Annotated in this window: 12 protein-coding genes and 1 tRNA gene; 8 read left to right on the plus strand and 5 right to left on the minus strand. The window is 55.7% G+C overall.

Annotated elements, in window-relative coordinates; translation table 11 throughout:
• Positions 1–48: 48 nt before the first annotated feature.
• The gene (locus ACI9KD_RS00920; protein ID WP_414979263.1) at positions 49–1,722 is read right to left on the minus strand and encodes a hypothetical protein; all 1,674 of its coding nucleotides are present in this window, start codon (positions 1,720–1,722) and stop codon (positions 49–51) included.
• A gap of 205 nt (positions 1,723–1,927) precedes the next feature.
• On the opposite strand from ACI9KD_RS00920, the gene ACI9KD_RS00925 reads away from it, so the two are divergent.
• Genes ACI9KD_RS00925 through ggt form a run of 3 tightly spaced genes read left to right on the plus strand, consistent with a single transcriptional unit; the run spans position 1,928 to position 6,939 of the window.
• On the plus strand, positions 1,928–3,319 hold the full coding sequence (locus tag ACI9KD_RS00925; protein ID WP_414979264.1) for an MATE family efflux transporter: 1,392 nt from the start codon (positions 1,928–1,930) through the stop codon (positions 3,317–3,319).
• A gap of 9 nt (positions 3,320–3,328) precedes the next feature.
• On the plus strand, positions 3,329–5,227 hold the full coding sequence (locus ACI9KD_RS00930) for an NAD(P)-binding protein (protein ID WP_414979265.1): 1,899 nt from the start codon (positions 3,329–3,331) through the stop codon (positions 5,225–5,227).
• Complete coding sequence (gene ggt, locus ACI9KD_RS00935) at positions 5,227–6,939, plus strand: gamma-glutamyltransferase (RefSeq protein WP_414979266.1); 1,713 nt, start codon at positions 5,227–5,229, stop codon at positions 6,937–6,939. Before ACI9KD_RS00930 ends, ggt begins: the two co-directional genes overlap by 1 nt.
• Here ggt and ACI9KD_RS00940 read toward each other — a convergent pair.
• Positions 6,917–8,308 (minus strand): pyridoxal phosphate-dependent decarboxylase family protein, encoded by a 1,392-nt coding sequence (locus ACI9KD_RS00940; RefSeq protein WP_414979267.1) that lies wholly within the window; start codon positions 8,306–8,308, stop codon positions 6,917–6,919. The two genes, ggt and ACI9KD_RS00940, sit on opposite strands and share 23 nt — an antisense overlap.
• A 210-nt stretch (positions 8,309–8,518) precedes the next feature.
• Between ACI9KD_RS00940 and ACI9KD_RS00945 the strand changes: the two genes are divergently transcribed.
• Complete coding sequence (locus tag ACI9KD_RS00945) at positions 8,519–9,025, plus strand: RidA family protein (protein ID WP_414979268.1); 507 nt, start codon at positions 8,519–8,521, stop codon at positions 9,023–9,025.
• Here ACI9KD_RS00945 and ACI9KD_RS00950 read toward each other — a convergent pair.
• Together ACI9KD_RS00950 and ACI9KD_RS00955 are read right to left on the minus strand one after the other, a co-directional pair.
• Positions 9,022–9,669: a c-type cytochrome gene (locus tag ACI9KD_RS00950; protein ID WP_414979269.1), complete on the minus strand. Its 648-nt coding sequence runs from the start codon at positions 9,667–9,669 to the stop codon at positions 9,022–9,024. The two genes, ACI9KD_RS00945 and ACI9KD_RS00950, sit on opposite strands and share 4 nt — an antisense overlap.
• Complete coding sequence (locus ACI9KD_RS00955; protein WP_414979270.1) at positions 9,666–11,243, minus strand: FAD-dependent oxidoreductase; 1,578 nt, start codon at positions 11,241–11,243, stop codon at positions 9,666–9,668. Before ACI9KD_RS00955 ends, ACI9KD_RS00950 begins: the two co-directional genes overlap by 4 nt.
• 302 nt (positions 11,244–11,545) lie before the next feature.
• On the opposite strand from ACI9KD_RS00955, the gene ACI9KD_RS00960 reads away from it, so the two are divergent.
• The 3 genes from ACI9KD_RS00960 to ACI9KD_RS00970 all read left to right on the plus strand — a co-directional run bounded on the left by ACI9KD_RS00960 (position 11,546) and on the right by ACI9KD_RS00970 (position 16,984).
• Positions 11,546–12,613, plus strand: coding sequence for an MBL fold metallo-hydrolase (locus tag ACI9KD_RS00960; RefSeq protein WP_414979271.1), 1,068 nt, complete (start codon positions 11,546–11,548; stop codon positions 12,611–12,613).
• Positions 12,614–12,774: 161 nt separating this feature from the next.
• Positions 12,775–13,839, plus strand: coding sequence for an efflux RND transporter periplasmic adaptor subunit (locus ACI9KD_RS00965; RefSeq protein WP_414979272.1), 1,065 nt, complete (start codon positions 12,775–12,777; stop codon positions 13,837–13,839).
• Positions 13,832–16,984 (plus strand): efflux RND transporter permease subunit, encoded by a 3,153-nt coding sequence (locus ACI9KD_RS00970; protein WP_414979273.1) that lies wholly within the window; start codon positions 13,832–13,834, stop codon positions 16,982–16,984. The genes ACI9KD_RS00965 and ACI9KD_RS00970 overlap by 8 nt, the downstream gene beginning before the upstream one ends.
• A gap of 176 nt (positions 16,985–17,160) precedes the next feature.
• Here the strand turns inward: ACI9KD_RS00970 and ACI9KD_RS00975 are convergent.
• Positions 17,161–17,247: transfer RNA gene (locus tag ACI9KD_RS00975), tRNA-Leu, on the minus strand.
• A 124-nt stretch (positions 17,248–17,371) separates the two neighbouring features.
• Between ACI9KD_RS00975 and rnr the strand changes: the two genes are divergently transcribed.
• Positions 17,372–19,867, plus strand: a complete 2,496-nt coding sequence (gene rnr, locus ACI9KD_RS00980; protein WP_414979274.1) for a ribonuclease R — start codon at positions 17,372–17,374, stop codon at positions 19,865–19,867.

Below are 19,867 nucleotides of genomic sequence, written 5' to 3' on the forward strand. Positions count from 1 at the left end.
AGACCAGAGGCTTCGAGAGTTAATAGCGGCGGTGCGACCGCCGCAGACTTACTGCCTGCTCATGATCTTGCGAATATCACTGTCGTCACCGGTCAATTGCCAGTGTACAAGCGAGATGGGCACGCTGCCGGCGTCGCGAAGCTCAGTGAAGAACATGGATAGCGGGTAGTCTTTGCCCTGGGCTTCCATTTGCTGAGTACGCTTTGCAAGGAGCCGCTCCAGCAGATACTTACCCGTAACGTAGCTTGTACCGTAGCCTGGCTGACGCAGATAGAGATGTTGTTCAAACTTGAGCAGCTCTGGTTCGTTGCTCATCCAGCCCCGGGGCGTCCATTCCACGTGTACTGTGCCGGCTTCCGCCATCGTCATTTCGTTCGCATGAGCCTTTAGAGAGCCTAGTCCGCGGGCCGCCCGTTGGGCCAGCATAATCCACACCAATTCCCGCGAGCGCGGGCTGTCCTCATACAAGCCTGCGTGCATGAACATCTCCTCCACGCCGGTTGCCGTGCCTTCGTTACGGCTGTCAAAGATGTTGTAGAGCACGGGTCCGCTGCGGATGGGGCTGGAGTGCGGAAACTCCTGTATCTCGGCAAGGTCGAACCAGTGATAAAAGTGTGAGAGTAAGGGGCGGGGATCGTAGTGTGTAGCTATGGTGAAGAAGTTACGGACGTCCTCCGGCTCATAACCGCCCAGATGCGCCACGAGCTCCTCAGGCATGTAATCACGCATGGGTAGGACCTCTTCCTCAGCGAACCAACGGAGCATTTGCTCCGATGTACTCTTTACGAGGGCGTCATAAGCTTCCGGGCTGTCAACGGCTTCCTGTACAGGTAGATGCCGATTGCGATGTTCTTCGAGCTTGAGTGAAGACCAAGAGCGGTCGAGTTCACGCTCCAGCAGCATGGTTTCTTCTTTGAAGTCTATGGGCAGATAGTGAACCTGAGACTGGTACCAACTGTAATCCTCCATGCCAATGCCGGAGGGTCCGGTTTTTTCAGGTGCTTTTGCTACCAGCCAGCTCACAAGCTCTGCGGTAGCAGCGCTTGCTTTGTCCAGCGCTTTACTCAGCTCAGCGCTGGGTTCCTCGCCCGCTTTCGCTCGGATCTCTTCTAGCATTTCGCCCTGAGTCTGAATGTTGCGGGTACCGGCAACCCAAAGATCTCTGGCATTTCCGGTCAAATTGCCTTGCGCTTGCTTCATCAGTGGTGGGATGACTTTTAACTCGCGAATAAGCCGCTGCTCTGCTTTTTGTGAGAGCGGAAACTCGTAGGTCCATAGTTCCAGGATTGCATGATGAGTCGGGCCTTCGTGAGCGGGCACATCGCTGCGATGTGCCCAGATTGTTTGATAATAAGCTGGATCCCTGACCCAGGGCTTTAGCACCCGGTGGTTAAAGTCGAAGCCATTCATTTCGGCACGCAGAACGTGCCAGTCAACCTGTTGGTCGATAGGCCAGTCGCTGGTGTCCAGATCATTGAGTCGATTTTGAAGAGCCGGCAATTCGGAGTGAGCTTTGGCAAAACGCTCAGCGCTGTAGTCCGGTGCTCCATCCAGCAAAGGGGGTGTCTCAAACGCGCGCCAGTCGCCGAACAGGTCAACCAGCTCATCATAGCTACTGGCGTTTACCAGGCCGTTGCAGAGGAAAACCGCGACCGCGGCGCAAGCCCCCAGGCGCCTTGCGGAGCGTGGTGTTGGGCGGCTTTCTTGACTCGAGCTGTGCATGGCATCGTCCTCAAATGTGATGAATAGTGCGCCGGGGTGAAAAAAAACATAAGCCCTTGGCCTGCATGGGCTTAGGGTGATTTGTCGACGGCAGTGAGTTGGGATGTTAATCGACTAATGGGGTGAGTGCACTTTTTGCTTTGCGTCTCCAGCATAGTCCGGGGTTATGGAGGCGCTGAATCGCGAATTCTGCGAGAATCGTGCAATGAAAGACGTAGATACAAGCATCGAGATTGATCCCCGCTTCGACCCTGTTGATGGCCCGGTGGTAGCGACTTTTGTTCGCTATGCCGTGCCTTCGGTGCTTGGCATGTTGGCCGTGACATCTGCAGGGATCATCGATGGCATATTCATCGGTAATTTTGTGGGCTCTAGTGCTCTTGCCGCGGTGAATTTGGCGCAGCCTGCCTGGGCCGCTTTTGCGGCGATAGTGTTCATGTTGGCGGTCGGCGGATCGGTGATGTGTGGGCAATTTCTCGGGCAAAAAGACACTGATTCGGCGTCCTCGATATTTACCCGAACGCTGATTTGTGCAGTAGGAACCGGCGCGGTGATTACGGGTGCTGGCCTACTGTTTCTTGACGATCTGGTCCGTTTGCTGGGTGCCACTGACGCGGTTGAGTCGCTGGTGGTGGGGTACATGCAAATTGTTCTTCTGTTTGCGCCTGTGTTCGTCGCTGCACTTACCATGGACTACTTTGTGCGTGCCGACGGCCGGCCAGTGCTGGCGGCAATGGCACTCGTTGCATTCGCGGGCAGTAATATCGCGCTGAACACCTTGTTTGTCGTTTATCTGGACTGGGGAATTGTCGGTGCGGCCTGGGCCTCGGCATTGGCAGAGTTTGCGATCTTTGTAATCCTGCTCTCCCATTGGTTTCATCCTCGATGTTCGCTGAGGTTCACGCTCAGTCGTGGACGCTGGACTGATGTACTCCAAGCTGCTTGGAACGGCCTGTCTGAGTTTATAAACGAGCTGTCCGTAGGGCTGGTGGTTTTGTTCTTTAACTGGGTGATGATTACGCGTCAGGGTGTGGAGGGTGTGGCGGCCTACACCATCATTACCTACCTGATGATGATCGGTCTTGAAGTGAGCTACGGTATTTCAGCGTCCCTGCAGCCTACGGTGAGTCGTAACCTGGGTGTCGGGAAGCCTGAGCGAATTCATAAGTTCCTGCTTACGGCCGTGTGCGCAGCATTCTCTGTGGGTCTACTGGTCTCTGTGTTGCTGCTTGCTCTGCCGGAGCAGATGATCGGGCTGTTTTTAAGGCCCAGCGAGCAGGCCACTGCAGTGATCGCTTTGGTGTTCATCAGCTATTTTTGGCCGACATTTTTGCTCAATGGTACGAACATCACCCTGGCTAGCTATTTTACCGCGCTGCACCGGCCACTCCCCTCGGCTGCTATTGCCATCAGCCGAAGTCTTTTGCTACCCGGTCTGGGTTTGGTGCTGCTGCCTCTTTGGCTGGGTGATCGAGGTGTGTATCTTGCTATTCCGTTGGCTGAGTTACTCACCCTAATTCTGGCGGTGTTTTTGGTGGTGAAAATTAAGCCGCTAACGGCTGCTGCGACAGCTATAGATAAAAGCACAGATTTCTAGAGAGGCTCTATGACATCGACTGACAAATCTCGAAACGGAAAAATTACACGCCGGGACTTTCTCCACGATCTGAGCCTCGCTTCGCTGGCTTTGTCTCTGCCGAGTCTCACGATGGCGCAGACAGGTCGCGTTGCATCAGAGCAGGCCACCTACTATCCACCGACGCTTACAGGGATGCGCGGTGCGCATGCCGGCGCCTTCGAGGTTGCCCATCAGCTCGCTCGGGAAGGTAAGGCTTTTGAAAATCCACAGGTCCTCGATGAACACTATGATCTTGTGATTGTTGGCGCCGGTATCAGTGGTTTGGCAGCCGCCTATTTTTACCGCAGGGAACATGGTCCCCGAAGCAAGATTCTGCTGTTGGACAATCACGATGACTTTGGCGGTCACGCAAAGCGCAATGAGTTTCATCAAGGGGGAGCCATGCGCCTTGCCTGGGGCGGTACCGTAAATATCGAGTATCCCAACTACAGCGATGTAGGCCTGGGGCTGCTTCAGGGGCTTGGTATAGACATACCGCGCTTGCTGAAGGGTTTTGATTACAACTGGGGAGATAACGGCACCGACTTGTCGGAGTCGACGTGGTTTGACCGTGAGACCTATGGTGCGGATGTGCTGATCCCCGGTCTGTCGTTTAGTTCTATTGGGCGCCAGCAGTTGCTGCAATCCATCTCACGCTTTCCTATTTCTGATGACGCTAAAACGGCCTTGACGCGTTTCCTGAATTCGCAGGAGGATGCGCTATCAGGTCTTTCGCCTGACGAACGAACGGCCTACACGAGGCAAACGCGTTATGCCGACTTCCTGAGAACTAAGGGCGGGCTCCCAGACGATGCCATACAGATATTCAGTGGCGCCACCATGGGAAGCTGGGGTATCCGCGCGGACGATCTATCGGTGGCGGAGTGTCTGGAGCATGGTTTGCCAGGGGAGCACATATTGGGGTTGCCGGAGCCTGAGGCGTCCGACGAAGAGTATGCCTCAGCGATGTTTCCCGATGGGAACGCATCGATTGCCCGTCTTCTGGTTCGATCACTGGTGGCAGGTAGTTTTCCCTCCATGACCGATGACAGTGATCCTTTCGATATTGTGACCGCTAGGCTCGATTATCACAGCCTGGATGAACTTGATGGTTTAGTGCGCCTGCGCTTGAACTCTACGGTGGTTGAGGTTCGCAACCGCGCTTCAGCCGAAGCAGTGGATGTGAGCTATGTTCGTAACGGCGAGATTGTGCGTGTTAGCGGCGATCAATGCGTGATGGCCTGTTATAACCGCATCATTCCTCATCTGTGCCCGGAGATTTCTGAGACTCAAAAAGCAGCCTTGGCGCAGTGCATCAAACGCCCCATGGTTTGCGTCAACGTATCACTCAAAGATGGGCGAGCCATTGCGCGCTCAGGAGTGTCGCAAGCCTATTTGCCCGGTCGTATGCTCCAGTTGGTGAATCTAGTTACAGGAATCAACACCGGCCCTTACAGCGGCCAGTGGAAGCCTGAGGAACCTTGCGTACTGCATTTCTTTGCCGGCATGGGCGCTGAAAATCCCGAAGGATTAAGCATCAGTCAGCAAAATCAGGCAGGACGCCTGCGATTACTGCAAATGGACTTCGGGGATTTTGAGAAAGAGGTGAACACTGTGCTCAGTGGCATATGGGGGAGTGCGGGATTAGACCCTTCACAGGATATCCAGGCGATTACGGTCAACCGCTGGCCCCACGGTTACGCTCGGGATCTCGCGGATTTGGAGGACCCCCAGTGGTTGGCAAGCCCAGGCCCCTATGAAATTGGGCGACAAACCTTTGGCAATGTCGCTATTGCCAATTCAGACGCCGGTGCTGATGCCTATACCCACACGGCTATCGATCAGGCTTGGCGTGCGGTTCAAGAACTGCCGAGTCGCAGCTCTTGATGTCCCGGCTTCTCACACATGACGAACGGGCCGGTGCTGGCAGGGTTCTGCTACCCACGCTCATGCTCATAGCTTTTGCGGTTGTCTGCCCGGTATCGCAGGCGCAGGAGGCCGCGATTGCTTCGCCAGAGCCTCACGCCACAGAAGTGGGGCTTGCCGTTTTACGTCGAGGCGGCAACGCGGTGGATGCTGCGACAGCGGTTGCGTTTGCTCTTGCCGTAACGCTTCCAGATGCCGGGAACATTGGCGGCGGTGGTTTTATGACGCTCTATGTTGATGAGATGCCCGCTTTTTTGGATTACCGGGAGACGGCGCCCGCGGCGGCTTTTCGAGATATGTACATCGACGAAACAGGCGAGGTAGACCCCGACGCAAGTTTGACCGGGCATCGCGCCGTTGGTGTCCCCGGTACCGTCGCAGGGCTTTGGGCCGCACACAGCCGATACGGTGTTCTTCCCTGGGACTCGCTTGTGGAGCCCGCGATTAGCCTGGCACAAAGCGGTTTTGTCGTCGGGGAAGAGCTTATTGCAGTGATTGACTATGAGCGCGAGCGACTGATCAGCGACACCAACTTCTTTGACTATTATGGGAGTGCTGCTGCGGGAAAGCGGTTTACCCAGCCTGAACTTGCGCAGACGCTCCGGCGAATAGCGGATCAAGGCGTCGAGGGTTTTTATGCGGGAGAAACCGCAGCTTTGATCGCTGATGAAATGCGTGCAGGAGGAGGCTTGATCACCAAAGCGGATCTAAGCACTTACGAGCCTCGATGGCGCGAGCCTCTCACCCTTGATTGGCATGGCTATAAGATCATCACCGCCCCTTTGCCCAGTTCCGGGGGTTTGGGGATTCTTCAGTATTTGCAGATGAAGGATCGACTGAGGGACGAATTCGCGGGGCTTGCCCACAACTCCCCGCAGTACATTCATCTCAAGTCAGAAATTGAAAAGCGCATTTTTGCAGACCGTGCCAGCTTTTTGGGGGACAGCGACTTTGTACCTGTCCCCATCGATGAGTTACTGGATAAAAAGCGCTTGAAGCGGCGCGCTGCTGAAGTTAACAGCCGGGAAATCTCACCCACAAAACCTATGACATTTGTTCGAGAACCCACGCATACCACGCATTTTTCGATACTGGATGCTCAGGGTAATGCGGTGTCGAACACCTATACGCTCAACACCGATTTTGGATCGGGAGTTGTGGTGAGGGGTGCAGGTTTTCTGTTGAATAACGAAATGGACGACTTTTCGGCGGCGCCTAACCAGCCAAACTACTATGGCGTTGTCGGGAGCGCGGCGAATGCGATAGCTCCGGGTAAACGGATGCTGTCATCCATGGCCCCAACCATTCTCTTGCGTGATGATGAGGTTGCCATGGCTTTGGGTGCCATGGGCGGCTCAACCATATTTACGACCGTCTATCAGCTGATCAGCAATATTGTTGAGTTTGGCATGTCTGCTCAGGAAGCGCAGGCGGTGACCCGCGTACATCATCAGTTGCTTCCCAAAGATTTGATTACCTACTCACCTACGCCACCTTTAGCAGCACAAACGATTAAGGCGCTGCAGAATCTTGGCTACCGTGTGGAGCCTCATTCCTATGAGTATGGGAACGTGCAGTTGATCTGGCGCGACGAACAGGGCGTCTTAAGCGCGGCCTCGGATCCGCGGTTTAGCGGTGTAAGCGCCGTCATCAACATCCCAGCCGATCGATAGTCTCCGTGATGTCAGCTTGCGTTGTCAGAGGGTTGATGATGCATAGGCGTAGTACGGTGCGGTCCTTGAGTCTGGTAGTGGTCACGCAGGCAAAACCCGACTCCGATAATGATTGAGCGCGGCGCTCGTGTTCCTGTGCTGATTCTCCGCGCAGCGCAAAGCAAATAATGCCGAGCTGCGCCGGACTAATGATTTCCCAGCGATCAGGATTTTCGCGGAGGTATTGTTCGGCAAATTCGGTGAGGGCGATGCTGTAATCGATGGCTTCGCGAAACTTTGCTACCCCGTAACTGCGAAAACTGAACCAGAGCTTGAGGGCCCGGGACCGGCGAGTGAGCTCGAACCCTCGATTGCGAAAATTCGTGGCGTTGTCCGCTCCCCGAACATCCTTAAGATATTCGGGATTCATACTGAAGCAGGGTTCCAATACGCCAGGCCTGATCAACAGACACCCGACGTCATAAGGCTGGAACAACCACTTGTGTGGATCCAGGGTTAGGGAGTCCGCTCGTTGAATACCCTCAAGGCTGAGCTTGCCTGATTTCGTCAGTGCCGCAGGCGCGCCATACGCGCCGTCGACGTGCAGCCAAACATCGTATTCAGCGCAGATGTCCGCCAGCAGGTTGATGGGATCGACAGCACCGGTGTTAGTGCTCCCCGCAGTGGCGATAATCATCATGGGTGTCAGTCCGCGGCGTTTGTCCTTGGTGATTGCATCTTGGACGGACTCGGCGGACATCGTGTAGTGCCCATCACTTTCCAGTATGCGAATGTCCTGCTCCCCGAACCCCAAAGTCCTCAAGGCGCGAAGGAGTGAGGCGTGCGTTTGGTCGCTAAGGTACACACAGCCTTGTCCCTTGAGTGCGCGCACCGCGGCAATGGCCGTCAAACTTGCCTGGGATCCACCGCTCACCAATACCCCTTCGGTGTTTTTGGGCAGGCCCATGAGCTGGCGGAGCCAGTCGATGACTACCAACTCAACAGCGGAGGGTCCAGAGCCACCAGGCCAAGAGGCGGCAATGCTGTTAAACCCGACCCCTATCCATTCGCCGATGATCGCAGCGAAAGAGCTTGGCCCAGGTATTCGCGCAAAATACCGTGGGTGGTCACCGTGTTGCTGATGAAACAGCGCCGAGTTAATCAGAAGATCAAGGGACTCATCTGTGGGATATGCTTCCTCCGGGAGTGCTCCCCCCAGTATTTCGAGTAATGGGCCAGGCTCCGCAGCCGCGATCGCGGGCTCACTGTGTTTGTTCTCTAGACGTTGAATAACCGCGTCCACCACCGCATAACCGAGGCGGCGCATCTCCTGCGCGTCCATTCCGAGTGTGTCGGGAGGATAAGGGGCGTTCTCATGCTTTGAATTCATACTGATCTCACGGCAACATCAGACAATGAAGAGTAAGCGATACTATATTTTGTTTCGCGGCACTTGAGCTATTGTCTATGCTCGGCGGACGATAGTTTGTTATGTTCCCTGGCAGTCTTTGCACAAGGCTCGTTCTAGGATGCAATCGTAGATTGATGTTGTCGCGACCTAGTTCACCTACCTTAGTAAACCCAAAGGAGTAGTTGCGTGATGATTCGTTCGCCAATTGTTGTAGCCCTATTGGGAGGTATCATTGCTCTCAGTAGTTTCTCTGTGACAGCGCAGGAGATTACGCGGAACAAGACACCGGGTTCAGATTTCCCCATTGCGCAGTCCGTGCAAGTCCCGGGTGCGTCCGAGCTGATTTTTGTAAGCGGCGCCGTTCCCAAGCCCATAGTTGAGGGCGGTGACCCCAATGACTCGACAACCTATGGCGACACCGAAGTTCAAACGGTAAGTGTCCTGACGGAGGTTCAGAGTCGACTACAACGCCTCGGCTTGGATATGGGCGATGTGGTGATGATGCGAGCGTATCTCGTAGGCACCCCTGAGACGGAAGATCGCATGGATTTTTCTGGATTTATGCGAGGGTATACGCAGTTCTTTGGTACCGAAGAGCAGCCACATCTGCCCTCACGATCCGCATTTCAGATTGCCGGACTCGCCCGTGCAGGCTGGTTTGTAGAAATCGAAGTAGTAGCCGCCCGAGCCCCTTAAGGCGCCTGGGAGCGTATGTAACTGACGACGTCGACAATGGCGGTATCGTCTAGCATGCGCGCCGCGGCTGCCATTCGTGAGCCGCGTTTATCCTCAGGATGGCTGCCTCGAACGCCGTCTCGAAAATGCCGTAACTGTCGTATGAGATAGGCGTCGTCCTGATACGCCAGCGCGGGTGCTTGGTATTCATCGTTACCGTCGGCGGCGCTCCCATGACAGGCAACACATGCTCCGTAAAGGGTTTCCCCCGCTTCGCTATCACCCTGAGGGCCTTGATCCGTCATGGTTGCAGTCTGGGGTGGCAGTGATGTGATGTACCCAATCACTTCTGGCAGCTCTTGTGGCTCCAGGGCCGTGGCCGCAGGCGCCATTTCCATGCCTATAAGATCCTCGGGATGGGTGCCTCTCCAGCCTTCACGAAAAGCCTGAAGTTGATTGCGAAGGGACCAGGCTTCCATGCCTGCCAGCACGGGTGCGTTGATAACGCTATTGCCCTGTCCGAAGCTCCCATGGCAGACGAGACAGTATTCGTAATCGCTGGCATTGAAGTTGGCTGTCGCTGAATCATTGATTTGAGCGATGAGTGGGGTGGGCAGTAGTAATAGGCCCATAAGCCCGGCCAGGCAAGCTAGTTGAGCCTTCATGAGGCGACACCTCGATAGCTGGACTCATGGCTGTGCAGTGTCTGCAGCACACGTTCTGTCACAGCCAGCGCACCTTCTTGCCAGCCAGGATGTTTGCTGATTTGATCGCCGATCATAAAGTGCCGTCCGTCACCCTGAAGTAGCCCGGCGCGGATCTTGTCAGGTCCTGATTCAAAGGGAGCCAGCGCGTCGCCAACACCGCCGCCGCAGCCCAGCATATGATTCATTCGATGCCATACCACCGAAACCCCGGACTCAATATGCGCGCGATACTTGCCGGGATGAAGCGCTTCCCCTGAGAGGGCCGCGTTCTCCAGACGTTCCTTGTGGGATAGGCGCCCAAAGGCAGCGTTGTCCTCCGGGGAGAAGATATAGGCACCGAGCATCACGCCCTTTTGTTGCTGGCTGCCGTGGCTGGGGTACCAAACCTGTAGTGCTGGACGATCTGTCCAACTGATGCCGCCAAAAATTCCCTCGTCCTCCCAGAATCGTCGTGACATCTGAAAGCCAACCTTGGAGAGCAAGCCTCTTTTAACTTCGCCCAGCAGGCTGGTGTAAGCCGGGGATAGGTTGTGCTTAATGCCGGCCATTAAATGTCCCGGGATGGAGTTCAGGCAGTAGTCCACCTTGAGGGTTTGGATCTTGTCGTCTTGTTCGTAGTGCACGGCGACGCTGTCGCTATGATTCTGTATCTCAACGACGCGAGCCCGCACTATGGGCTGGGTCCGAATCTGCCTCACAAAAGCGTCGACGATACGATCCATGCCTCCCCGGGCTTGGAGCATTGTGGGTGTTTGGTACTCGTCCTGGAGGAAATGCATGGCGATGCTGGCAAATTTGCTGTCTACGATTTCTTTAAGCGAGCCAAAAGGTTTGAGTGTTACCGGGTCCAGCATGCCGTCGCTTGTAAAGCCTGCTCTAGAGCTGCCCCGGTAGCGCATAAGCTTGGGATCCAGGTCACCAAAGCCCCGCACGTATTCGCTGAGTTTCTCAAGGTCTAGTTCTGTGACCGGGCTGTCCAGCGACGCAGCACTCACGCCTTTTGCTGCGAGTTCGGCGATAAATCCCCGGGCATCGGCGATCACGTCGCGCTGGCGTATTCGCGCACCCTCATTGATGGCTTCATCGACTACCCAGGCGTTGTAGTTGAGGTTGATAAAGGGCTCGAGCTCGACCTTGAACTCGCGACAGTAGTTCATGATGCGGTGGTGTACCGCGGGGATGCGTGCAGGTCCGGCATTGAAGTAGAGATTGGGATCATCATCGAATCCGCAGAGTTGACGATTACCTATTTCGTCGATGACTGTTCCAGCACGGACAGTAAAATTGCGACCACCGATCCGATGAGAGGCCTCGATAATGGTGACCTTGTAACCCGCTTGTTCAAGCTCGTAGGCGGCGCTTAAGCCTCCGATGCCGGCGCCGAGGATCGCCACTGTGGGTTGCGTCGCCGAGTCGGCTGCAAGCGGGGACAGCATGCGCCCGCGATGGCCGTCGTGTTCGGGGTCAGCCAGGAGTCCCATTGCTCGGGCAGAGTGCCACACCGCGACGGAGCCACCGGCTTTGCCTATCAACGACAGTAGCCTACGTCTTGAAAGTGAGGAGGGCGTAGAAGAATGCCTCACGGCAGCGTCACAGTTGTGCGGCTTGCACTAATAGGGGGCGTCATGGCTGTGCCCCTTTTGCTGAAGCTTTGATAGTTGTTACGCCGTCTCATACGCAATTTTTCGCACAAGTAAATGACCTGCAGCTATACGCGGCTTTGTCTGATGAAACAACAGCGCAAGGAGCAGGCCAACTGGCGCTGAGATCGTCGCTCCGTCGAATTGGGGTCCGTTAAGACGGTCCAGTCCTCCTTCGCTAACGTATTCTTGCCATGAATCAACTCCTGCGTTTTCTCATCCTCTTTACGGGACCATTACTGGTCAGTTGTATGGCGGCACCCGGCTTCAAGGGGGATAACTCGTCTCACTTTGACGGTAAGCTCTTCTACAACAAGCCTCCCATGAACAAAACGGTGGGTGATCTCATGCGGCTGGGCTGGGGCACTTTGACCCAGGCGGCTGATTGGCCCCACTGGATTGAGATTGAGCCTCAGCTGATTCCCAGTGAGCGCGTCTGGAGTGGAGTCTCGGTTACCTACATCAATCATTCGACGTTCCTCATCCAGGTCGATGGAGTCAATATCCTCACCGATCCCGTGTATTCCGAGCGTGTCAGTCCATTTACCTGGGTAGGGCCACAACGCGTTCATGCTCCGGGGGTGGTGCTGGAGGATTTGCCGCCTATCGACGTCATTCTGATTAGCCACAATCACTACGATCATCTCGATGAAACGACACTGCGGTCGCTGCTGAGCCGGCAGGACGAGCCCCCACTATTATTGGCGGGGCTGGGAAATAGCGAATTGCTGGCTACTTTGGGAGTCAGTGATCAGCGTGATCTCGACTGGGAGGAAAGCGCGCAACTGGGCGGTCTGGAGTTCACCTTCACCGAGTCCCGGCATCGTTCCGGGCGCGGGCTAAGCGATCAGATGAAGACACTTTGGGGGGCTTTTGTCGTGAAAACCTCCAAGGGCAATATTTATTTCGCCGGCGATACGGGCTACAGCCCGCATCTTGCCGCCACGGGAGAGCGCCATGGGCCCTTTGCCTTGACTCTACTGCCCATCGGCGCCTACGAGCCGAGATGGTTCATGAAAGACGTTCATCTAAATCCAGACGAGGCGGTGAGGGCACATCGGGAGCTGCGCAGCGAATTTAGCATTGGCATTCACTTTGGTGCGTTTCAGCTTACCTACGAGGCCATTGATCAACCGCTTGTCGATCTGTCTGCGGCGCTTGAAGAACACAAGCTCCCGGCAACAGAATTTACGGTTTTGGAGCCGGGAGAAACACGCAACATAGCGAGTGTATTACCCGGATCAGGTAACACCTCGCGCTAGCGACGGATTCAGAATTTGGCTACGTACAAGTAGCCTTGATCGGTCGTTCGCGGCCTCTGATGCAATGATCTCTCGCCCGGGACATCGTGTCAGTTTTCAAGACCGATACGGATTCAATCAAATCGCGTAAAATGCCCTAAGCCTCCTGAATGGCTCGTCTTATGTCTCGACTTATTTCTTTCGTTCGTCCGCTAGCTATTCTGGCGGTTGCCCTCGTGATCGCTGTATTGATGGTCAAGAGCCGTCCGCAGATTGAGGCCCGGAGTGTCAGCATTCCGCCGCCCATCGTTACTGTGCAGACCGTGGCAAAAGCAGAGCTCCCCGTTACCGTTGTCGCTTATGGCAACGTGACTGCATGGCAACAATTGGAGCTGACTGCGCAGGTAGGCGGGCGTGTGCTTTGGAAATCGCCGCTATTTGAACCCGGTGTTGTTGTTCAGGCTGGGGAACCCCTGTTACGCATTGACCCCACTGACTACGAGTTGGCACTGGCGGAAGCACGTCAGACGCTCAGCACGGCAAAGTTGTCTCTGGCTGACGCGAAGTCTCTTCGTCAGGCGGCAAGAGTTGAAGAGGCTGAAGCCTCAGTGGTTGCTGCACAAGCGCGAATCACACGGGCTGAACGCGACCTTAAGAACACCGAGATCATCGCCCCCTACCTGGCGGTGATCGACGAGCAGAGTGTCGAGCTTGGGCAGTTTATCAGTGTCGCTGCCAGGCTCGGTAGAATACTGGGCGCCAACAAAGCCGAGGTGCGATTGCCGTTGCCACCCCAGGATGTGCGCTTTATTCGAGATGTCGATGCCGCCGGCGTCACCCTTTACAGCGAAAGTGCCGGCCACATGCTGAGTTGGCGTGGGCGCGTATCACGCATCGAAGCACGCATCGATACACAGACACGGTCCTTCCCCGTAGTCGTAGAAATCGAGAATCCCTTAGATGAAGCGCTGCACCAGGCGCCGATGCGCTTTGGGCTGTTTGTGCGCGCAGAGATTACCGGGGGCACCGTTCCCGGGGCTGTTCTGCTTCCCCAAAGTGCCCTGCATGGCGACAACGATGTCTTTGTTTACCTGAACGGCGAGCTGCAGCGACGTAGCGTTACCGTGGTTAGGGTCAGCGCTGAGGGGGCGCTTGTGACGGCGGGCCTTTCGGAGGGCGAGCAGGTGGTGATCACCCGGCTTGAACTGATGTTCGAAGGGATGGAAGTGGCAGTGTCTGATGTCTGAAAACGCTACTGACGTGACTATGCGCGGGCCCATTGCATGGATGGCGCAGAACCCCGTGGCCGCGAACCTGTTATTGGTGATCGTGGCCATCGCAGGACTGTTCGCTATACAGTCGTTGGATAAAGAGGTTTTTCCTACGTTTCCCACCGAGACCTTTACGGTGACCGTGCCCTATCCCGGCAGCTCACCTGAAGAGGTGGAGCGGGGCATCGTGTTGCGGGTGGAAGAGGCTATCCGCGACATCATCGGTATCAAAGAGATTCGCAGTGAGGCGCGTGAGAGCGTTGCGGTGGTTACTGTGGTCATGGAGCCTGGCAGCGATATGTCCAAGGCAGTGGGTCTCGCTAAAGTACGCGTGGATGGCATCGCGTCTTTTCCGGCCGACTCGGAAAAGCCGATTGTTGAAGAAATGGAATCTTCAAGCCGAGCTATTAGCCTCAGTCTGTTTGGCGACATTGAACCACGCAAGTTCAAGGAACTCAGCGAGCAGATCCGTGAGGACATCCTGGCCCTTGGCGGCATCAGTGAGATTTCCATTAGCGGCGAACGCGATTACGAAATCTCGGTGGAGCTCTCTGACGAGAAGTTGCGCCGCTACGATTTGACCTTTGACATGGTGGTCGCGGCGATACAGGCGCGGTCTCAGGATCTGCCGGGTGGCTTGCTGCGCACCGACGGCGGCGCCATTACTTTGCGTTCAAGCTCCCAGGCTTATAGTGGTCGGGATTTCGAGCAGCTAACACTGATTAGTCGCGCCGACGGCACGCGGATTAGCGTAGGCGATGTAGCAACCGTACGCGATGGTTTTGCAGAGCAACCCGTGCTGAGTTTGGTGGATGGGAAACCTGCGCTCACGTTCACCATCGATCGAGTAGGCGATCAGAATGTCCTTGAGATCACTTCGATGATCCGCGAGTACGCTGAACGCAAGCAGGCGGAGCTTCCCGAGGGCGTACGTTTACAGGCCTGGGCCGATGCGAGTCGAATTCTTAGTGGGCGTATTGATCTTATGCTGCGCAATGCGGCTCAGGGCGGAATTTTGGTGGTTATCGCGCTTGCCCTGTTTCTGGATTTGTCTCTCGCGTTTTGGGTTGTCTTGGGGCTGCCTTTTGCGGTTCTTGGTTGCCTTGCGGCTCTGCAAGTCTTCGGACTGCCTGTGTCTATTAACGTTTTGTCGGTCTTTGGCTTTATTCTGGTTTTAGGTCTTCTCGTAGACGACGCCATCGTTACCGCTGAGAGTGCTTATGCGCGTCTTGAGCGGGATCGCGAGGGTTTAAAGAGCGTTGTCGGAGGTGTGCACCGGGTTGCTACCGCCACCGTGTTTGGCGCGTTGACGACGGTGGTGGCCTTTGGCCCCAGCCTGTTTCTTACCGAGGGTTTCGCGCGGATTATGTCGCACATCGGCTGGGTGGTTATTCTTTGTGTCATTTTCTCGTTGATTGAAACAAAGTTTGTGCTCCCTGCGCATCTTCGGCACATCCGTATACCCAAGCCTGGCGACGATATCGGCGCGATTCGTAAGACGCAGCAGCGTATTGCGCAGAGTCTGGTCAATTTTGCGCGGGGTCCCTACAAGCGCGCACTGAAGGTGGCCGTCAGATATCGCTACACAACAATCTCCGTCTTTCTTGCCGGGCTCATCGTTTGCCTTGCTCTCGTTCCATCAGGAATACTGCGTGTTACGTTTTTTCCCTCGGTTCCCTCGGACAATATAAGTGTCACTCTGGATATGCCCCAGGGCACGCCCTGGCAGAAAACGCACGAATACGCTCGGCGTATCGAGACTGCGGCGCACGCCATGAACGAGCGATTTAAATCACAAGATGCCCAGGGGCGCGATGTAATCCGAACACTTCAGGTACTTTCGGAGACCGACACTCAAGCGCGGGTGGTGGCGGATTTGATCGTGAGCGAAGAACGCGAAATCGATTCGGTAGAACTCGGCAAGTGGTTTCGAGAGGAACTCGGAACTCTCACTGGAGTACGTTCTTTACGCATAGACGCAGCGGCAGGTCCTGGCGGCTCACCCATCGATATTCAATTGGAGGGCTACGATTTGGAGCAGCTCCGACAGGCTGCCAGTGAACTTAAAGTTAATCTTGCCCGCGTGGACGGTGTGCGCGACATACGCGACACCTTTAATGCCGGGGGTAGAGAGCTTGATATCAGCGTGACTCCCGAGGGCGAAGCCTTAGGGCTTGGTGACGTGGAGCTGGCGCGGCAAATTCGCCAGGCGTTCTTCGGCGCCGAGGTACAGCGAATACAGCGTGGCCGGGACGAGGTCCGTGTTTATGTCCGTTTGCCGGTGGAGGACCGCACGAAGCTCGACTCGCTTCAGTCTCTATGGATCAGTTTGCCCAATGGCGGCCGGGCGCCATTCTCGGTGGTCGGTCGTGCGCAAGAGCAAACCAGCTTGAGCGTTATTAACCGCATAGATCTGTCACGGGTCGTGAATGTGCAAGCCGATATCGACAAGACGCTGACGTCGTCCAGCGATGTTATGGGGTTGGTGGAGAGCAGTATGTTGCCGGGCATTTTGGCGGCGCATCCCTTAGTTCGCTACAGCGTAGCCGGCGAGGTCGACGAGCAACGTAAAACCTCCGATGGACTGTTTTACGGCGGCATCTTGGTTATGATTCTCATCTACGCAGCTTTGGCGATTCCTCTGAAGAGCTATCTTGAGCCCCTACTGATTATGTCGATTATCCCCTTTGGGGTGACAGGTGCTTTGCTGGGACATCTCATCCTTGGAATGGATGTCAGCATTCTTTCGGCCATCGGCATTATTGGTCTGATCGGGGTCGTAGTAAACGATAGCTTGGTCATGGTCGATTTCATCAATCATTACATTGAGGAAGGCTACGATTGGGAGTCGGCGGTTTTGGAGGCGGGGCCTTCGCGCTTTAGAGCGGTTATTCTGACGTCGCTCACGACCTTTATTGGTCTGTTGCCGATACAGCTAGAAACATCTATCCAGGCGCAGTTTGTTAAGCCTATGGCGACTTCCGTAGCGTTTGGTATTTTCTTTTCAACAGCGGTGACCCTGTTTTTGATACCTACGCTGTACTACGTAGCACAGGATGTCAGACGGGCTTTCAGCCGACAAGACCGTTTGCCTACGCGAGCGGAGCGTTTGGGGCACTGAGCCCGTCAGTCACTGGCAGGCGGGTGTGGCCGTGCCTTAAACAGCGTCCTGATGAACGTCCGACGAAAGCCAGTCGCTCCGCAACAAGCTCGCTGCTTGCGGCTAATGTCTCGTACTGGCCGGTTTGTTCTGGCGTTTCGGGGGTAGGGGTATCTGAGGAATCAGAGATTTAGATTTGGTGCCCAGAAGAGGACTTGAACCTCCACGCCCTTGCGAGCACTAGCACCTGAAGCTAGCGTGTCTACCAATTTCACCACCTGGGCATCAATGAGACAGACAGCGCTCATTGAGGGCGCGCAGATTACGGTTCGACTCCGGTTTTGTCAATGATCCCGTATACTAGGTATCTCGGAGATCTCTTCAATTCGCACTCTTACCGGAATACCTATGTCAAAGCAGCGCAAGCCGCGAAACAAACCCTCTGATCCGCATGCTGGCCGTGAGGCTGAGCGGTACGATCACCCTATAGCCTCACGCGAAGCGATCATGGATCTGCTGCGTTCCGCTGATGGCCCACTGAGCAATGAGCGTATAGCGAGCTCCCTTGAGTTGTCAGACGAGCGGGACCTTGAGGCCCTGCGCCGGCGTCTGCGCGCCATGCAGCGTGATGGGCAGTTGCATGTGGATCGCCGGGGAGCCTACGGCTTGGTCGAGGCTTTGAACCTGTTGCGTTGTCGCGTTCAAGGACATCGCGACGGTTACGGCTTTGCGCAGCCCGAGACAGGCGAAGAGGACCTGTACTTAAACGCGCGGGAAATGCGCAGCCTGTTTGACGGTGACACGGTGCTTGTCGCTGTCACGGGTGTTGACAGTCGAGGACGTTCCGAGGGCAAAATCGTTGAGGTTCTTGAGCGCGGAGTAACAAAGGTGGTCGGGCGCTATCAGGAGGAGAGCGGTATCGGCGTTGTGCTCCCGGATAACGCGCGCATTAATCAGGAGGTCCTCATTCCGCCTAAGTTTAAAGGGGAGGCTAAGCACGGTCAGATCGTTACCGTCGAGATTACCCACTATCCAGAGGGCCGCCTTGGGGCAAAGGGTCGAATCACGGAGGTGCTTGGCGAGCATCTGGATCCGGGCCTCGAAATAGATATTTCTATTCGTTCTCATGGCATTCCATTCGAATGGCCAGACGCCGTGCTGGACGAGGCTGGCGCACTCAGTGAAGAGCCGGAAGAAGGCGATAAGAAGTACCGTATAGATCTGCGTAAAAAGCCCTTCGTGACCATTGATGGAGAAGATGCACGGGACTTTGATGATGCGGTGTATTGCGAGAAACGCCGATTGGGTGGCTGGCGCCTCTGGGTTGCCATCGCTGATGTGTCTCACTACGTATCTGTGGGCAGTGCACTGGATAAGGAGGCCATTGAACGCGGCAATTCCGTGTATTTTCCGGAACGGGTTGTACCCATGCTTCCTGAAGTCTTGTCGAACGGATTGTGCTCACTGAAGCCGGAAGTCGATCGCCTCGCTCTGGCCGTCGAAATGGAGATCAGCAAGGCGGGAGAGCTCAAGCAGTTTCGTTTTTGTGAGGCTCTGATCCATTCTCATGCCCGGCTGACTTACACGCAGGTAGCTGAGGTTTTGGACGGTGGCTCCAGTGATGCGGTGCCTGGCAAGGTGGTGCCGCATCTCGAGCAACTCCACGCGCTCTACAAAGTGCTTCGACTGGCGCGTGAAGAGCGAGGAGCAATCGACTTCGAGACGGTGGAGACTCGAATCATCTTCAACGCCGAACGTAAGATTGATGCGATTGTGCCGGTGCAGCGTAACGATGCACACAAATTGATCGAAGAGTGCATGCTCTGCGCTAACGTGGCGGCAGCGCGTTTCTTTGAGCGCCATGAACTGCCGGTCCTGTATCGCGTGCACCAGGGCCCGAATGAAAAGAAGCTTGAAAACTTGCGAGCGTTTCTCGGTGAGCTAGGACTGGGCTTGCGGGGCGGACTGAAACCCACTCCCGAAGACTACCAGCTGCTCATAGAACAGATTAGCACCCGGGATGACGCGCATATCGTGCAGACGATGCTGCTGCGCTCGTTGAGCCAGGCGGTGTATCAAGCCGAAAATCTTGGCCACTTCGGTCTTAACTACCCAGGTTATGCCCACTTCACCTCGCCTATTCGTCGTTATCCGGATCTGTTGATTCACCGCGCGATTCGCAGTGTTATCCGATCCCGGGAGCGCAGCAAGTTGGTCCAGCGCGTACGCGGTGCTTCCGATCTGACTAAGGCGCAAATTTATCCTTATGACGAGCCAGCGATGGCCGCGTTCGGGACGCGCTGTTCTCTTACGGAGCGCCGGGCAGACGAGGCGACTCGAGAGGTGAACTCCTGGCTCAAGTGCGAATATCTGCGTGAGCACGTGGGGACAGAGTTTGAGGGGGTAGTTAGCGCGGTGACCGGTTTTGGTCTGTTTGTGGAGCTGAACGACCTGTATATCGAGGGTCTCGTGCATGTGACCTCCCTGCCTGGGGACTACTACCGTTTTGACCCCGCGCAACAGCGTCTGGTCGGTGAGCGAACGGGTCGTAGCTTTCAGCTGGGAGCCGCGATCACGGTGCTCGTGGCAGCGGTCAATCTGGATGAGCGAAAAATTGACCTTGAGCCGGTGACTCTGCCGGAGTCCCGCAAGCGCAAAGGCTCGGGAGGCGGCGCGGGAAAAAGCGCGGCCAAAGTGTCTGGAAAACCTCCGCGGGGTGGCAAGGCAAAGGACAAAGCCAAGCCTGAGCCCAAGCCCAAGCCCAAGTCAAAATCCAAAGCGAAGCCGGGTTCTCGCAGTCGCAGTACGGGGGGTGCCCAAAAGCGCTCTGCAAGTACTACAGCGAAAAAGGCAGGCCAGGGAGCCTCCTCAGGGGCTGCTAAACGCTCTCCTAAGGGTTCCTAG

This window comes from Congregibacter sp., from assembly GCF_047617445.1.
Classification (GTDB): domain Bacteria; phylum Pseudomonadota; class Gammaproteobacteria; order Pseudomonadales; family Halieaceae; genus Congregibacter.

Excerpts from the sequence above, each read along its gene's own strand:
- ACI9KD_RS00940 (WP_414979267.1), bottom strand. The coding sequence starts at position 8,308 with ATGAATTCAAAGCATGAGAACGCCCCTTATCCTCCCGACACACTCGGA.
- ACI9KD_RS00970 (WP_414979273.1), top strand. The coding sequence starts at position 13,832 with ATGTCTGAAAACGCTACTGACGTGACTATGCGCGGGCCCATTGCATGG.
- ACI9KD_RS00925 (WP_414979264.1), top strand. The coding sequence starts at position 1,928 with ATGAAAGACGTAGATACAAGCATCGAGATTGATCCCCGCTTCGACCCT.
- ggt (WP_414979266.1), top strand. The coding sequence starts at position 5,227 with ATGTCCCGGCTTCTCACACATGACGAACGGGCCGGTGCTGGCAGGGTT.
- rnr (WP_414979274.1), top strand. The coding sequence starts at position 17,372 with ATGTCAAAGCAGCGCAAGCCGCGAAACAAACCCTCTGATCCGCATGCT.
- ACI9KD_RS00965 (WP_414979272.1), top strand. The coding sequence starts at position 12,775 with ATGTCTCGACTTATTTCTTTCGTTCGTCCGCTAGCTATTCTGGCGGTT.
- ACI9KD_RS00945 (WP_414979268.1), top strand. The coding sequence starts at position 8,519 with ATGATTCGTTCGCCAATTGTTGTAGCCCTATTGGGAGGTATCATTGCT.
- ACI9KD_RS00950 (WP_414979269.1), bottom strand. The coding sequence starts at position 9,669 with ATGAAGGCTCAACTAGCTTGCCTGGCCGGGCTTATGGGCCTATTACTA.
- ACI9KD_RS00920 (WP_414979263.1), bottom strand. The coding sequence starts at position 1,722 with ATGCACAGCTCGAGTCAAGAAAGCCGCCCAACACCACGCTCCGCAAGG.
- ACI9KD_RS00960 (WP_414979271.1), top strand. The coding sequence starts at position 11,546 with ATGAATCAACTCCTGCGTTTTCTCATCCTCTTTACGGGACCATTACTG.
- ACI9KD_RS00930 (WP_414979265.1), top strand. The coding sequence starts at position 3,329 with ATGACATCGACTGACAAATCTCGAAACGGAAAAATTACACGCCGGGAC.